This window comes from Actinomadura sp. NPDC049753 (assembly GCF_040674655.1).
Classification (GTDB): domain Bacteria; phylum Actinomycetota; class Actinomycetes; order Streptosporangiales; family Streptosporangiaceae; genus Spirillospora; species Spirillospora verrucosospora.
This window is the reverse complement of record NZ_JBFARL010000188.1, coordinates 1-15029: the sequence shown is the minus strand read 5'-3', so window position 1 is coordinate 15029 and position 15029 is coordinate 1. Positions and strand designations below refer to the sequence as shown.

Here is a 15029-nt window from a genome sequence, read left to right as displayed (position 1 = left end):
GGCGAAGCCCGCGACCGGGAAGTCCGCGGTCGGGCCGCTGGACAGGTCGGCGACCATGCGGGCGCCCACCCGCAGCGGCGTCGTGGACGCCGGCGCGGCCGGGCTCTGCGTGGTGCTCGACGCCCTCGCCGCCGTGATCACCGACGAGTACCCGGAGCGGTACGACGTCCCGCCCCGCACCGCCGGGACGCCCGCGCCGGCGGCCCGGGCCCGGGCGCCGCAGGGCTTCGGCTACGAGGTGATGTACCTGCTGGACGCGCCCGACGACGCCGTCCACACCCTGCGGGAACGGCTCGACGGCCTCGGCGACTCCCTCGTCGTCGTCGGCGGCGACGGGCTGTGGAACGTCCACGTCCACGTCGACGACGCCGGGGCCGCCGTCGAGGCGGGCATGGCGGCGGGACGCCCGCACCGGATCCGCGTCACCTACCTGGACGCCGCCGATGGCGGACCGCACGCGCCGCACACCGGCCGCGCGGTGGTCGCCGTCACCGCCGCCGACGGGCTGGCCGCGCTGTTCGAGGAGAGCGGGGCCCGGGTCGTACGGCGCGAGCCCGGTGCCGTCCCGCCGCTCGCGGTGCTCGCCGAGGCCATCCTCGCCGCGGGCGACGAGGTGGCCGTGCTGCCGAACGAGCCGGAGGTCCTCGCCCTCGCCGAGGCCGCCGCGGAGCGCGCGAGGGACGGCGGGGCGCGCATCGCGGTGGTCCCGACGAAGGCGTCCGTCCAGGGCATGGCGGCGCTCGCCGTGCACGACCCGCTGCGCCGCTTCGCCGAGGACGTGATCGAGATGACCCGCGCCGCCGGCGCGACCCGCTTCGGCCACCTGGAGGTCGCCGCGCAGGAGGCAGTGACGAGCGCCGGCCTCTGCCAGCCCGGCGACGTCCTCGGCCTGATCGAGGGCGACGTCGCGACGATCGGCGCGGACCTCGCCGCGGTGGCCCGCGACGTCCTGGACCGGATGCTGGCGGGCGGCGGCGAGCTGGTCACGCTGATCCCCGGGCGGCACGCCCCGCCCGGCCTCGCCGCCGGACTGGAGGACCATCTGCGCCGGCGGCGCCCCGACGCGGAGGTCGGCGTCTACGCCGGCGACCAGGAACGCTACCCCCTGCTCATCGGCGTCGAGTGATTCCCGTCGTCCCCATCGGCTAGAAAAGACCCGTGGCAACTCTCGACGAGCCGTTGCGCAAGGTCCTCGGCGACAAGACGGCCAACGCGCTGAAGAAGGGCCTCGACCTGCACACGGTCGGCGACCTGCTGCACCACTACCCGCGCCGCTACGCCCACCGCGGCGAGCTGACGCAGCTCAGCGGCCTGCAGGACGGCGAGCACGTGACGGTCATGGCCGAGGTCGTGAAGGTGCAGGGCCGCTCCCTCACCCGCAGCCCCGGGTACGTCCTGGAGATCACCGTCACCGACGGGACCGGCGAGCTCAAGCTCAGCTTCTTCGGCCGCAAGGGCTCCTACCGTCCCGAGAAGGAGCTGTCGCCGGGCACCCGCGGCCTGTTCGCCGGGAAGATCAGCACCTACGTGCCCCGCAGCGGCAGGACCGTCCGGCAGCTGACCCACCCGCAGTACAAGGTCGTCCACGAGAAGGGCGCCGAGGAGGCCGCGCAGGAGTGGGCCGACGAGATCATCCCGATCTACCCGTCCGCCAAGTCGCTGCCCATCGAGGCGATCAGCACGTCCGTCGAGACCGTCCTTGACCAGCTCGACCTGCCGGACGACCCCATGCCCGACGCGCTCCTGCGCCGCCGCCACCTGATCGGCCTGCGGGAGGCGTACGAGGGCATCCACCGCCCCCGCACCTGGGACGAGCTGGGCCGCGCCAAGGCCCGCCTCAAGTGGGACGAGGCCTTCGTCGTCCAGGTGGCCCTGGCCCAGCGCCGCGTCGCCGCCGCGGCCCTGCCCGCCAAGCCCCGGCCCCCGTCCTTCGAGGGCGTCCAGTCGGAGTTCGACGCGCGCCTGCCTTTCGAACTCACCAAGGGCCAGCGCCAGGTGGGCGACGAGATAGCCGCCGACCTGGCCAAACACCACCCGATGCACCGCCTCCTCCAAGGCGACGTCGGCGCCGGCAAGGCTCAGCCGCTGGATTCCGAGGTGCTGACACCAGAAGGATTCCGGCGGATGGGCGACCTGATGCCGGGCGACGAGGTGACCACGCCCGGCGGCGAGGTCACCGTGGTGACCGGGGTCTTCCCCCAGGGCGAGCGTGACGTGTACAGGTTGGTCTTCTCCGACGGCACTTCCGTGGAATGCGACGACGAGCACCTCTGGGCCGTCAAGACCGACACGGGATGGCACAGGGGAAGCCCGCTCAAGGTGATGACAACACGGGAACTGCGTCAGGATCTCCTCCGCAAGTCCGGTGGGAGCAAGTGGTACGTGCCCCTGGTCGAGGCTCCCGATCTGGACTCGCTCGCGGAACGCCCGGTCGACCCTTACCTCCTGGGGCTCCTGCTCGGCGATGGCTTCATGAAGTACGGGCGGGTCGAGATCTCGACCCGCGACCAGGAGATCATCGATGCGGTCGCAAGGCTCCTTCCGGACGGGTGCAGGCTGCGCCGCAGGCAGGACCGCCCGCTCGACTGGTCGCTCCTGGGCGAGCGTCGCGGGGCCGGAAATCCGTTGATCGCCGCGCTGCGAGAACTCGGCGTGTACGGAACGGGGGCTCGGGAGAAGTTCGTCCCGACCGCGTACCTGAACGCACCGATCAAGCAGCGCCACGCGTTGCTGCAAGGCCTGCTCGACACCGACGGGACGCTGCGTGCCGAGGGCAGGGCCGTCACCCTGGTCTCCGCCTCGAAGCACTTGGCCGAAGCGACCGCATGGCTGACGCGCTCACTGGGCGGCTACGCGCGATGCCGGGAGGTCCGCAAGGCGGGCAAGCGGTACTGGACGACCAGCGTCGCGCTGCCGAACGACTACCCGCCCTTCAGGCTGTCCCGCAAGGCCGAAAGGCTGCGGCCCCGCACGAAGTACGAGCGTCGGCGCAAAGGCATCCGCGCTATCGAGTACGTGGGCCGCAAGGAGGTCCAGTGCATCTCCGTCGCCCATCCTGGGCGCCTCTATGTGTCGGACGGCTGGACCCCCACCCATAACACCGTGGTCGCGTTGCGGGCGATGTTGCAGGTGGTGGACGGGGGAGGGCAGGCGGCGCTGCTGGCGCCGACCGAGGTGCTCGCGCAGCAGCACTACCGGTCGATCACCGGGATGCTCGGCGACCTGGCGCAGGCGGGGCAGATCGGCGGCGCCGAGCACGCCACCCGGGTGGCGCTGCTGACGGGGTCGCAGGGGGCGAAGGCGCGCAAGGAGGCGCTGCTGGAGGCGGCGTCCGGCGCGGCCGGGATCGTCGTCGGCACCCACGCGCTGCTGCAGGAGACCGTCCAGTTCGCCGACCTCGGGCTCGTCGTGGTGGACGAGCAGCACAGGTTCGGCGTCGAGCAGCGCGACGCCCTGCGCGAGAAGGTCGACGGCGGCCGCCCCCACGTGCTGGTCATGACGGCGACGCCGATCCCGCGCACGGTGGCGATGACCGTCTTCGGCGATCTGGAGACCTCGGTGCTCGGGCAGCTCCCGGCGGGCCGGTCGCAGATCCAGACGCATGTCGTCCCGCCGGAGAAGCCCGCGTTCCTCGCCCGCACCTGGGAGCGCATCAAGGAGGAGGCGGCGAACGGCCGGCAGATCTACATCGTCTGCCCGCGCATCGGCGAGCAGGAGGGCGACGAGGGCGACGCCGTCGTCGCCGAGGAGGGCGAGCGCCGGTCCCCGCTGGGGATCATGGAGGTGCTGCCGAAGCTGGAGGAGCTCCTCGACGGTCTGCGCATCGGCGTCCTGCACGGCAAGCTGCACCCGGATGAGAAGGACGCGGTGATGCGCCGCTTCACCGCGCGGGAGCTGGACGTCCTGCTCGCCACCACCGTCATCGAGGTCGGCGTGGACGTGCCCAACGCCACCGTCATGGTGATCATGGATGCGGACCGGTTCGGCGTCTCCCAGCTCCACCAGCTGCGCGGGCGCGTCGGGCGCGGCTCCCTGCACGGCCTCTGCCTGCTCGTCACCGACGCCGCGCCGGGCAGCAAGGCCCGCGAGCGGCTGGACGCGGTCGCCTCCACCACCGACGGGTTCAAGCTGTCCCGGCTCGACCTGGAGCAGCGCCGCGAGGGCGACGTGCTCGGCGCCGCGCAGGCCGGCCGCTCGTCCAGCCTGCGGCTGCTCACGCTCCAGCGCGACGAGGACGTGATCCGCGACGCCCGCGAGGAGGCCACCGCGCTCGTCGAGGCCGACCCGGACCTGTCGGAGCATCCCGGCCTGGCCACCGTCCTGGCGTCCCTGCTGGACGAGGAGCGCGCGGACTTCCTGGAGAAGACATAACAGATATTGCCGACCTATTTGGTTGACATTGCCGCCCGGCCGGGACACGATGAACGCGTGAACCCGAGTCGTGCGCTCATCGCCCGCCTGCACGTCGACCTCCGGCGCCAGGCGAGCGCCCTGTGTTCCCGTCGCTGATCCCGAACCCCCCGGCGGGCCCGTGCCCGCCTCCGGATCCGACGGCCGACCAGGAGGCCAACCCCCCATGACTCGCACCATCCGGCTCGACCAGGCGGAGGCATCCCTCCGCGACCCCGACCCCGCCACCCGCGCCGACGCCCTCACGGCGCTCACCCGGGCCGCCCGCGCGGGAGAAGCGCCCCGCGGCACCGGTGACACCTTCGCCTGGGCGCTCGCCGACGAACACGAGGACGTCCGCCGCGTCGCCGCCGACGCCCTGCGCGACCTGCCCGAGCTCTACTTCGGCGACGACGGCGTCGACGCCCTGCTCCTCGCCGCGGCCCGCGGCCGCGACACCACCGTCCGCGACACCGCCGCCGACCTGCTCGGCATCCTCGCCAAGGGCGCCGGCGAGCTGTACGCCCAAGGCTTCGAAGACGACGAACCGCAGGTCCGCATCCAGGCCGTCCTCGGCCTGGTCGCGCTGCGCGAGACCGCCCGCGTCGCCGAGGCCGCCGACGACCCCTCCCGCGAGGTCCGCGTCGCCGTCGCCGAAGGCCTCGGCCGCCTCGCCCACCCCTCCGGCCTCCCCGCGCTCGAACACCTCCTCACCGACCACGACCCCGTCGTCCGCATCGCCGCCCTCACCGCCGCCGCCGAACTCGGCATCCCCGACCCCCTCGAAGGACGCGTCGTCACCGCGATCGCCCACGCCAACTGGCAGGTCCGCTGCCACGCCGTCCGCGCCCTCGCCGAAGCCCGCCCCGACGTCGCCGTCCAACCCCTCATCAAAGCCCTGCACGACCGCACGGTCGACGTCCGCAGAGCCGCCGTCCAAGCCCTCGAACAATGGGCCACCGACATCCCGGAGGTAGTGACCGCCCTGACCGAAACCCTCGCCGACCCCGACCCAGGCGTCCGAACACAAGCCCGGTGGAGTTTGGCGTAATTTTTGCCTTTTTCTCCTCCTTCGGGCCTGGTGGTCCTCCATCGTCGAAAAACGCGGGCGATCGCTGGCATCGCTCCGTCTCGCCTTGGCGGCTCGCTGCGCGATCAGATTCTTGCTTCGCTCGAATCTGCCTTCGGACGCGATCGCGGCCCCCAGGTTGTCGCGTGGTCCTGAGGTGGCTGAGGTAGGCGCAGTAGTGGGTTTCTGTTGTCTTGCACGGCTCGCCTGGCGGCTCGCTAGGCGCAGAGAATTCTCGCGCTCGCTCGAACTCGGCTTCGTCGGCGGTCGCGAGGGTGGCGTGGCCGGTCCGTTCGGGCTGGAGTCGGTACCGGCCGCGAGCGGGTCGTCAGCGTGGCACGGCGCTGGCGACCCGCTTTACTCATTGCCTTTTTCTCCTCCTTCGGGCCTGGCGGCCCTCCATCGTCGAAAAACGCGGGCGATCGCTGGCATCGCTTCGACTCGCCTTGCGGCTCGCTGCGCGATCAGGTTCTTGCTTCGCTCGAACCTGCCTTCGGACGCGATCGCGGCTGTTGGGGTGGTTGCGGGGTTGGGGCGACGGCTGGGGTTGTCGCAGGAGGGAGCTCTCGGGGTGGAGGCAATGCAGTGGGTGCGCCTTGGTGGGCCGATACTGAGACCGTGAGTCGGGTTATTGCGGGTAGTGCTGGGGGGCGGCGGTTGGCTGTGCCGGCGGGGCGGGATACCCGGCCGACCAGTGATCGTGCGCGGGAGGGGCTTTTCTCCACTGTTCTGGCGTTGCTCGGGCCGCTGGACGGGCTGCGCGTCGCCGACCTGTACGCGGGGTCGGGGGCGGTGGGGCTCGAAGCGCTGTCGCGGGGGGCCGGACATGCGCTGCTGGTCGAGTCGCATCCGCGGGCGATGAAGGTGATCCGGCAGAACGCCGAGACGCTCGGGCTGCCCGGTGCCGTCCCCTGCGCCGACAAGGTGGAACGGCTCGTCCGCAAGGCGCCGGACGAGCCCTACGACCTGATTTTCGCCGACCCGCCCTACGCGTTGGCGGACGCGTCCGTGACCGCCCTGCTGGAGGACCTGCGCGACAACGGGTGGGCGTCCGCGGATGCGCTGGTCGTCGTGGAACGCGCCGCGCGGGGCCCGGCGCTGGAGTGGCCCGACGGGTACGAGGCCGAGCGGGAGCGGCGTTACGGCGAGGCGGTGTTCTGGTACGGCCGCGCTGTCGGCCGTTGACATCCTGGCGGTTCGGGTAGGGGAATGCCCATGAAGCCCGGGATCGACCGCGCGGTGGCGCGCACCTGGGTCATCACCTTGCTCTTGTTTCTGGCGTTGATGGTGAACGTCACCTACGTGCAGGGCTTCCAGGCGCAGAGTCTGCGGGACGACTCGCTCAACGCCCGGCAGTTCGAGGACCGGTTCAAGATCGACCGGGGACCCATCGTGGCGGGCGGCGAACGGCTCGCCTGGTCCGAGCGGGTCGGCGACGACCGGTTCCAGCGCCACTACAAGGACGGCGCCGCGTTCGCGCCGGTCACCGGCTACTTCTCGGTGTTCTCCCAGACCGGTCTGGAGGAGGCCGAGAACCATTTCCTGGACGGGACCGACGCCCGTCTCGCCACCTCCAACCTCGTCGACAAACTGATCGGCAAGCACGTTCCCGGCGGCACGGTGGAGTCCACCATCGACCCGGACGCGCAGCGCGCCGCCTACGAGGCGCTGAAGTCCAGCGGCGCCGGCCGGGGTGCCGCGGTCGTCCTCGACGCGCGCACCGGCGCGATCCTGGTGATGGCGTCCACGCCGTCCTACGACCCGAACGAGGTGTCGACGCTCGACCGGAAGCGGGCCACCGAGGCGTTCGACCGGCTCGGCGACCAGCCGCGCAAGCCGCTGCTCAACAAGGCCGCCTACGAGCTGTTCCCGCCCGGCTCCACGTTCAAGACCGTTGTCGCCGCGGCGGCGCTGAGGTCGGGCACGAGTGAGGACACGCGGGTCAAGGCCGGGCGCAGCTACAGGCCTCCCGGCGCGGGGCAGGCGATCAACAACGACGCGGGTGACATCGGCGGCTCCTGCGACCTCCCTCGGATCCCCCTCATCGAGGCGTACGCGCAGTCCTGCAACACCACGTTCGCCTACATGGGCGCCCAGAAACCGGGGAACGGCGCCGTCAACGCGCAGGCGGGCAGATTCGGGTTCGGCGACCGGATCGAGTTCGCAGAGGGACTGAAGAGCGCCCCCAGTTCCTTCCCGGCGACCGACCAGCCGTCGCTCAGCGCGCTCGGCTCCATCGGGCAGGGCAGCACGGTCGCCTCGCCGCTGCAGATGGCCATGGTCGCCGCCGCGATCCTCAACGACGGGGAGGTCATGCGGCCCCGGCTCGTGGACAGGCTGCGCGCCCCCGACGGGTCGACGGTCGACAAGATCTCGTCCCAGCGCATGTCCCGAGCGCTGACCGGGGACCAGGCGAAGCAGCTGCGGGACATGATGGAGGCCGTGGTCGAGAGGGGCACCGGCAAGTCGCTGCGGGGGACGTCCATCCTCGGCGGCAAGACCGGCACCGCCGACGTCGAGGGAGCCTCCTACAACGACCGCTGGTTCATCGGGTTCGGCCCGCGCAGCGACCCCCGGTACGCGGTCGCGGTGATGACCGAGGCGTCCGGCTACGGAATCGAGTCGGGACCCGTCGCCGCCAGGATCATCGACGCGCTGGGCGGCTGAGGACGGCTCCGGCGAGCCCGGTGGAAACCCGGCCGAATGCGATTTGGTACGTTCACGCCGCAGGTCAGAAACCGGGACCGAAGGGGTTCGCGCCGTGCGCCGTGTCGTCTGTCCGGGATCGTTCGACCCCGTCACCAACGGGCATCTCGACATCATCAGCCGCGCCTCCCGCCTCTACGACGAGGTGGTCGTCGCCGTGCTGATCAACAAGAGCAAGAAGAGCCTGTTCACCGTGGACGAGCGTGCCGACATGATCTCCGAGGTCACCCGGGAGTACGGCAACGTGACGGTCGACACCTTCTACGGGCTCACCGTCGACTACTGCAAGGAGCAGGACATCCCGGTGATCGTCCGGGGGCTCCGGGCCGTCAGCGACTACGAGTACGAGCTGCAGATGGCCCAGATGAACCACCGGATCGCCGGCGTGGAGACGCTGTTCATGGCGACCAACCCCGAGTTCGCGTTCCTGTCCTCCAGCCTGATGAAGGAGGTCGTGAGGTTCGGCGGGGACGTCTCCGGCCTCGTCCCCGACAGCGTCCACGACCGGCTGGTGCAGCGGCTCCAGAAGGACGGCTGAACGGCCTGGCCATGGTGGACGGGCCGCGAGTTGGGTCAGCGGCCGGTGTTCGGTACCCTGGGACATCGGCCATCCCAGGCGGCCGCCGTTCCACCATGCCTCACGAAAGCAGGATTCCGCTGACACGCAACGACCCCAGCGCTCCGTTCAAGCTCGACACCCGAGCTCTGAGCAGGCAACCCGGGTCGTCGCGGGAGGAGCACCTGTCCGTGCCGGCACCGGAGAATTTCGGCGTCGAGATGGTGGGCGTCCCCGAGGGCGCCGCGATCGAGCTGGACCTCCGGCTCGAAGCGGTCCTGGAGGGGGTGCTCGTCACCGGCACGGCGACGGTCCCTCTCAAGGGGGAGTGCTCCCGCTGCCTCGACCCGATCGCCTCGACCTTCGAGGCGGACTTCCAGGAGCTGTACGTCTACGACGACACCCGCTCGGGCGGGAACGCCGACGACGACGAGCTCCGCCTCGAGGGCGACCTGATCGACCTCGAACCGGTCCTGCGGGACGCGGTGGTGCTCGCACTGCCGCTGTCCCCGCTGTGCCGGGACGACTGCCCGGGCCTGTGCCCGGACTGCGGTGCGCGGCTCGCCGACGTCGAGCCGGGCCACCGCCACGACGTCGCCGACCCCCGGTGGGCGGCGCTGCGGGACCTTGCCGGCGACAGAGCGCCGGCAGCCCCCGACCGGGGGAACGGGAGCTCCGGCACCCGTGATTCATCGGATCGAGAAGGAAAGCAGGAGGGCTGACGTGGCCGTCCCGAAGCGGAAGAAGTCGCGCAGCAACACGCGGCACCGGCGCTCGCAGTGGAAGACCGCGGCGCCGAACCTGGTCGAGTGCCCGACGTGCCGCGACCACAAGCTGCCGCACACTGCGTGCGCGACGTGCGGAACCTACGACCGGCGGCAGGTCATCGCCCCGTCGGCCTGAGTCTTCTCGCATCCTGGGGGGCGGATCCGCGCATGCGGCCCGCCCCTCACGGTGCGGAAGGACACGCACCCCGACCACCCGGCGCGTGACGTCGGCGTGGTGACCGGCGCGGAGACTGCGCCCGGAGCCGTGGTGCACGCCGGGATCAGACCGACCGGCGCGCACCTCGTCTTCGCGGACCCTCCCCGCCGAGCGTCCTCGCCGTCCGGCCCATCGGCCGCGCGCCGCAGAGGCGACCGCGCGCCGCGCGGTGCACGGCCTGCGAGGAGGGCCTGTGAGCGCTAAGAAGAACGAACCCGCGCCGGAGCGCGCGGAGCTGACCGGCGCGCTCGGCGTCGACGTGGACGACGAGCTGCTCGAACGCGCCCTGACACACCGTTCCTACGCCTACGAGAACGGCGGCCTGCCCACCAACGAGCGCCTGGAGTTCCTCGGCGACTCGGTGCTGGGCCTCGTCGTCACCGACACCCTGTTCCGCGGCCACCCCGACCTGCCCGAGGGGCAGCTCGCCAAGCTGCGCGCCGCCGTGGTCAACATGCGCGCCCTCGCCGGAGTCGCCCGCGGCCTCGGCGTCGGGGCCCACATCCGGCTCGGCCGCGGCGAGGAGGGCACCGGGGGCCGCGACAAGGCCTCGATCCTCGCCGACACGCTGGAGGCGCTGATCGGCGCCGTCTACCTCGACCGGGGCCTCGGCGAGGCGTCCGCCCTGGTGCACCGGCTCTTCGACGCGCTGATCAAGCGCTCGGCGGGTCTCGGCGCCGGCCTGGACTGGAAGACCTCGCTGCAGGAGCTCACGGCCGTCGAGGAGCTCGGCGTCCCCGAGTACCACGTCGCCGAGAGCGGCCCCGACCACCAGAAGACGTTCCGCGCCTCCGTGCGGGTCGGCGGCCAGACCTACGGGTCCGGCGAGGGCCGCAGCAAGAAGGAGGCCGAGCAGCACGCCGCCGAGGCCGCCTGGAACGCCATCCGCGAGCTCGTCGTCGAGCGCGAGGCGGCGCAGGCCGGCCCGGCGCGTGGCGAGGACCCGGCCAGGGAGGCCGGCCAGGCGGCGCAGGCCGGTGCCTGAGCTCCCCGAGGTCGAGGTCGTCCGGCGGGGCCTCGAAAGCTGGACGACCGGTCGCACCGTCGCGTCCGCCGAGGTCCTGCACCCGCGGTCGGTCCGCCGCCACGCCGAGGGCCCCGCCGACTTCGCCGGGCGCCTCGCCAAGCGCACCATGCTGGCCCCCCGGCGCCGCGGCAAGTACCTGTGGATCCCGCTCCAGGCCGAGGAGGACGGCGCCCCCGGCGAGGCGGTGCTCGCGCACCTCGGCATGAGCGGGCAGCTGCTCGTCGGCGAGCCCGACCGGGAACGCGAGAAGCACCTGCGGGTCCGCGTCGAGTTCGACGACGACGGCCTCGACCTGCGCTTCGTCGACCAGCGGACCTTCGGGCACCTCATGGTCGCCGAGCTCGTCCCCGACGCCTTCGCCGAGGGCGCGCTCGTCCCCGAACCGATCGTGCACATCGCCGCCGACCCGCTGGAGGCCGCCTTCGACGCGGAGGCCTTCTACCGCGCCCTGCGCCGCCGCAAGACCGGGATCAAGCGGGCCCTCCTCGACCAGTCCCTCGTCAGCGGGGTCGGCAACATCTACGCCGACGAGGCCCTGTGGCGCGCCAGGCTGCACTGGGCGCGGCCGACCGACACGATGACCCGGGCGGACGCCGCGCGCGTCCTGGAGGCCGCACGAGAGGTCATGACGGCCGCCCTGGAGGTCGGCGGCACCTCCTTCGACAGCCTCTACGTGAACGTCAACGGCGAGAGCGGCTACTTCGAGCGGTCCCTCGACGCCTACGGGCGGCGGGACGAGCCCTGCCGCCGCTGCGGCTCGCCGATCCGCCGCGACGAGTTCATGAACCGCTCGTCCTACAGCTGCCCGGTGTGCCAGCCCCGCCCCAGGCGGGCACGGTACTAGCGGGACCGAGGGGGGAGCGATGAGCGAGGACGACGAGATCGTGCGGCTCACGGCCTGGGTGCGCGGACGCGTCCAGGGCGTCGGGTTCCGCTGGTGGGTCAGGTCCCGGGCGCTCGAACTGGGCCTCGCCGGCAGCGCCACCAACCTCAGCGACGGCCGAGTCGAGGTCGTCGCCGAGGGCCCGCGCGCCCGCTGCCGCCAGCTCCTGGAGATGCTCGACGGCGATGTTCCCGGCGGCGTTCCCGGACGTCCCGGCGCTGTGACCGGCGTCGTCGACCGCTGGGGCGCGCCCCGCGGAGAGGCCTCCGGCTTCCGGGAACGCTGACCGGGTAGGGAGTACCGGTTTGTACCTGCTAAACTAGTAGAGGAAGGTTGTTACCGGCCTGTGATGTGCGTCTTGACCACGACAGCGGCCGGTGCGACTCTAGACGGTACGCGCACCGCTTTCAGCAGTTTCCCGTGCGCGATCCCTGCTGGTTACTCAGCGTGGAGGACCCTTAGTCATGGCGAAGGCTCTACTCGGCCACGTCGGCGGTCCCGACCCCCGGATGGTCGCGGAGATGCGGCGCCTGCAGCAGCGCGTACGTGACCTGGAGGCCGAACTCGTACGGCTCCAGGCGGAGAACGACGCGCTCGCGACGGCGACGGACGACGAAGTGATGTCGCTCCCGGTGAAGGACCGCGAACCGGTTCTTACTTAATGCGTTTTTCTCCTCCTTCGGGCCTGGCGGCCCTCCATCGTCGATAAACGCGTGCGATCGCTGGCATCGCTTCGGCTCGCCTAGCGGCTCGCTGCGCGATCAGGTTCTTGCTTCGCTCGAACCTGCCTTCGGACGCGATCGCGACCCCAAGGTCGTCGCGGGGTTGCGATCGAGGCTGAGGTCGTCGCAGCAGGCGGTCACGGTCGGTGGACCTTGATTGCTCGCTACGTCCTCGGGTGTGGTGGTACCACCCGTTTACGGGACGCTACCCAGCCGTTGAGGTTTGTCGCAAGTGCCGAGCGCTCGTAGCTGCGGCCGAGCGACCGACCTCGCGTCCCCTGGGCGACCTCCAGCGTCCGCACTGGGCCAACCGGGGGCGACGATGGAGATCTTCCATCTCGGCTGAGGGTGTCGCGCGATCAGGGCTCGCAGGCTCGAACGCGGAATCGAACGCGCTCGCGCCCCTGAGCAGCCACGGGTCCCGGTGCTCGCCTCAGCATCCCTTCTCGTCCGCACCCCTGAGGTATCCCCAGTGGCGGCTTGTGGACGATCGTGGGGACCACCTGGCGCGCCCGGCCCCCTTGCTACTCCATGGAGTCATCTGGGCTGCGCCGGCCCTCGCCGCCGTTGCGCCCAGTGCATCCGCCCCTCACCTCGGCACCCACCACTGCGCCCCCCGCAACCCTCAGCGACCAAGCGAGGACCCGAAGAGTTGCGATCGCCCGAAGGGGGCGAGCCTGCGAGCCGCTCACTGAACGTGAGCCCCAGGGCCGCCAGGCCCGAAGGGGGGAGCTTGCGAGCCGCTCACCGGACGTGAGCCCCAGGCCGCCAGGCCCGAAGGGCGACCCGGAGCACTACAGGCGCGCCGACCTCAGCCGGCGGAGCAACCACCCGACAACCGGAGAAGTGGCGATCGCGTCCGAAGGCAGGTTCGAGCGAAGCAAGAACCTGATCGCGCAGCGAGCCGCTAGGCGAGCCGGAGCGATGCCAGCGATCGCCCCGCTTTTTTCGACGATGGAGGGCCGCCAGGCCCGAAGGAGGAGAAAGAAGCAAGAAAACCAGTATCGTGCTTCGGATGTTCGGGGTGTGGGTGTCGTAGGAGGGGGGCTCCTGGCGCGTGTATCTGAAGACTTTGACGCTGCGCGGGTTCAAGTCCTTCGCGTCGTCCACCACGCTCAAGTTCGAGCCGGGGATCACCGCTGTGGTGGGGCCCAACGGGTCGGGCAAGTCCAATGTCGTGGACGCGCTGGCCTGGGTGATGGGGGAGCAGGGCGCCAAGTCGCTGCGCGGCGGCAAGATGGAGGACGTGATCTTCGCCGGGACGGCGAACCGGGCGCCGCTGGGGCGTGCCGAGGTCGTGCTGACGATCGACAACTCCGATGGTGCGCTGCCGATCGACTACACCGAGGTCACCATCAGCCGGCTGATGTTCCGGTCGGGGTCGAGCGAGTACGCGATCAACGGTGACGCGTGCCGGCTGCTGGACATCCAGGAGCTGCTGTCGGACTCCGGCATCGGCCGCGAGATGCACGTGATCATCGGGCAGGGGCAGCTCGACCGCGTCCTGCACTCGGGGCCGGAGGGGCGGCGGGCGGTGATCGAGGAGGCGGCCGGCGTCCTCAAGCACCGCAAGCGCAAGGAGAAGGCCCTCCGCAAGCTGGACGCGATGCAGGGCAACCTGACGCGCGTGCAGGACCTGACGGGTGAGCTGCGGCGGCAGTTGAAGCCGCTCGGCCGGCAGGCGGAGATCGCGCGCCGGGCCGCGGTGATCCAGGCCGATCTGCGGGACGCCCGGCTGCGGCTGCTCGCCGACGACCTGGTCACGCTGCGGACGAGGCTGGAGCAGGAGGCCGCCGACGAGGCCGCGATCCGGGAGCGGCGCACGGAGACCGAGCGGGCGCTGGCCGGGGCGCAGGAGCGCGAGGGGGTCCTGGAGGCCGAGGAGGCGGAGCAGGCGCCGAGGCTCGCGCAGGTCCAGGACACCTGGTTCCAGTTGTCGGCGCTGAAGGAGCGGCTCCGCGGCGTCGCCGACCTCGCGGCGGAGCGGCACCGCAACGCCGCCGAGGCGCGCGAGGAGGAGCGGCGCGGCCGCGATCCCGAGGACATGGAGCGCGAGGCCGCCGAGATCCGCGAGCAGGAGGAGATGCTCCGCGAGGCGCTGGACGAGGCCCGGGACGGGCTCTCCGGCGCCGTGGAGGAGCGGTCGGCCGCCGAGGAGGCCCTCGCCGCGGAGGAGCGGCGGCTCCAGTCCGCCGCCCGCGCCGCCGCGGACCGCCGCGAGGAGCTGGCCCGGCTGCGCGGCCGGGTGGAGGCGCTGCGCAGCAAGGCGCAGGCGGGGCGGTCGGAGATCGGCCGGCTCGCGGACGCGCGGGAGGAGGCCGACCAGCGCGCCGAGTCCGCGCAGGCCGAGTTCGAGGCGTTCGAGGCGGAGGTCGTCGAGGATCCGGCGCTCGCCGCCGAGCACGAGGCGGCGCAGGAGGCGCTCGCCGCGGCCAAGGACGCCGCCGAGACCGCGCGCGCCGCCGTGGACGGCCCGCGCCGCGCGTTGAAGGAGGCCCGGTCTGCCGCGGGCGCGGCCCGCACCGCCGACCAGACGGCGCAGAAGAAGGTCGCGGCCCTGCAGGCGCGGATCGAGGCCCTGAACCTGACGCTCGCCAGCGCCGCCGACGGCGGGGAGGCGCTGCTGTCGGCGGGCTCCGACGGGTCGCTCGGCGGGGTGCTGGGCACGGTCGCGTCGCTGCTGAACGTCCGGC

Annotated in this window: 13 protein-coding genes and 2 pseudogenes; all 15 read left to right on the top strand. The window is 72.0% G+C overall.

Annotated elements, in window-relative coordinates:
- Positions 1–1126, top strand: a 1126-nt coding sequence (locus tag AB0K37_RS33230; RefSeq protein WP_363987729.1) for a dihydroxyacetone kinase, incomplete at its 5' end; no start/stop codon positions are given.
- A 32-nt stretch (positions 1127–1158) separates the two neighbouring features.
- Positions 1159–2883, top strand: a pseudogene (locus tag AB0K37_RS33225) (LAGLIDADG family homing endonuclease); the annotation flags it as partial.
- A 216-nt stretch (positions 2884–3099) separates the two neighbouring features.
- Positions 3100–4371: pseudogene (locus AB0K37_RS33220) on the top strand (ATP-dependent DNA helicase RecG); the annotation flags it as partial.
- A 57-nt stretch (positions 4372–4428) separates the two neighbouring features.
- Positions 4429–4509: a putative leader peptide gene (locus AB0K37_RS33215; protein ID WP_143227168.1), complete on the top strand. Its 81-nt coding sequence runs from the start codon at positions 4429–4431 to the stop codon at positions 4507–4509.
- A 67-nt stretch (positions 4510–4576) separates the two neighbouring features.
- Entirely contained in the window at positions 4577–5440 is an 864-nt protein-coding gene (locus tag AB0K37_RS33210) for a HEAT repeat domain-containing protein (RefSeq protein WP_363987727.1), read from the top strand.
- A 636-nt stretch (positions 5441–6076) separates the two neighbouring features.
- Complete coding sequence (rsmD, locus tag AB0K37_RS33205) at positions 6077–6643, top strand: 16S rRNA (guanine(966)-N(2))-methyltransferase RsmD (protein WP_363987725.1); 567 nt, start codon at positions 6077–6079, stop codon at positions 6641–6643.
- 30 nt (positions 6644–6673) lie between these two features.
- Positions 6674–8125: a penicillin-binding transpeptidase domain-containing protein gene (locus tag AB0K37_RS33200; protein WP_363987724.1), complete on the top strand. Its 1452-nt coding sequence runs from the start codon at positions 6674–6676 to the stop codon at positions 8123–8125.
- A 94-nt stretch (positions 8126–8219) separates the two neighbouring features.
- Complete coding sequence (gene coaD, locus AB0K37_RS33195; protein ID WP_363987722.1) at positions 8220–8702, top strand: pantetheine-phosphate adenylyltransferase; 483 nt, start codon at positions 8220–8222, stop codon at positions 8700–8702.
- Positions 8703–8797: 95 nt separating this feature from the next.
- Positions 8798–9442, top strand: a complete 645-nt coding sequence (locus tag AB0K37_RS33190) for a YceD family protein (protein WP_363987720.1) — start codon at positions 8798–8800, stop codon at positions 9440–9442.
- 1 nt (position 9443) lies between these two features.
- The gene (gene rpmF / locus AB0K37_RS33185) at positions 9444–9623 is read left to right on the top strand and encodes a 50S ribosomal protein L32 (protein ID WP_067632153.1); all 180 of its coding nucleotides are present in this window, start codon (positions 9444–9446) and stop codon (positions 9621–9623) included.
- Between the two features lie 274 nt (positions 9624–9897).
- On the top strand, positions 9898–10689 hold the full coding sequence (gene rnc / locus AB0K37_RS33180) for a ribonuclease III (protein WP_363987718.1): 792 nt from the start codon (positions 9898–9900) through the stop codon (positions 10687–10689).
- Complete coding sequence (gene mutM / locus AB0K37_RS33175) at positions 10682–11575, top strand: bifunctional DNA-formamidopyrimidine glycosylase/DNA-(apurinic or apyrimidinic site) lyase (RefSeq protein ID WP_363987717.1); 894 nt, start codon at positions 10682–10684, stop codon at positions 11573–11575. The genes rnc and mutM overlap by 8 nt, the downstream gene beginning before the upstream one ends.
- Positions 11576–11594: 19 nt before the next feature.
- Entirely contained in the window at positions 11595–11900 is a 306-nt protein-coding gene (locus tag AB0K37_RS33170) for an acylphosphatase (protein WP_363987715.1), read from the top strand.
- Between the two features lie 178 nt (positions 11901–12078).
- Positions 12079–12276, top strand: a complete 198-nt coding sequence (locus tag AB0K37_RS33165; RefSeq protein ID WP_173398374.1) for a hypothetical protein — start codon at positions 12079–12081, stop codon at positions 12274–12276.
- A gap of 1117 nt (positions 12277–13393) precedes the next feature.
- Positions 13394–15029, top strand: a 1636-nt coding sequence (locus AB0K37_RS33160; protein ID WP_363987713.1) for an AAA family ATPase, incomplete at its 3' end; no start/stop codon positions are given.

Excerpts from the sequence above, each read along its gene's own strand:
- AB0K37_RS33200 (WP_363987724.1), top strand. The coding sequence starts at position 6,674 with ATGAAGCCCGGGATCGACCGCGCGGTGGCGCGCACCTGGGTCATCACC.
- AB0K37_RS33190 (WP_363987720.1), top strand. The coding sequence starts at position 8,798 with ATGCCTCACGAAAGCAGGATTCCGCTGACACGCAACGACCCCAGCGCT.
- AB0K37_RS33165 (WP_173398374.1), top strand. The coding sequence starts at position 12,079 with ATGGCGAAGGCTCTACTCGGCCACGTCGGCGGTCCCGACCCCCGGATG.
- AB0K37_RS33210 (WP_363987727.1), top strand. The coding sequence starts at position 4,577 with ATGACTCGCACCATCCGGCTCGACCAGGCGGAGGCATCCCTCCGCGAC.
- AB0K37_RS33170 (WP_363987715.1), top strand. The coding sequence starts at position 11,595 with ATGAGCGAGGACGACGAGATCGTGCGGCTCACGGCCTGGGTGCGCGGA.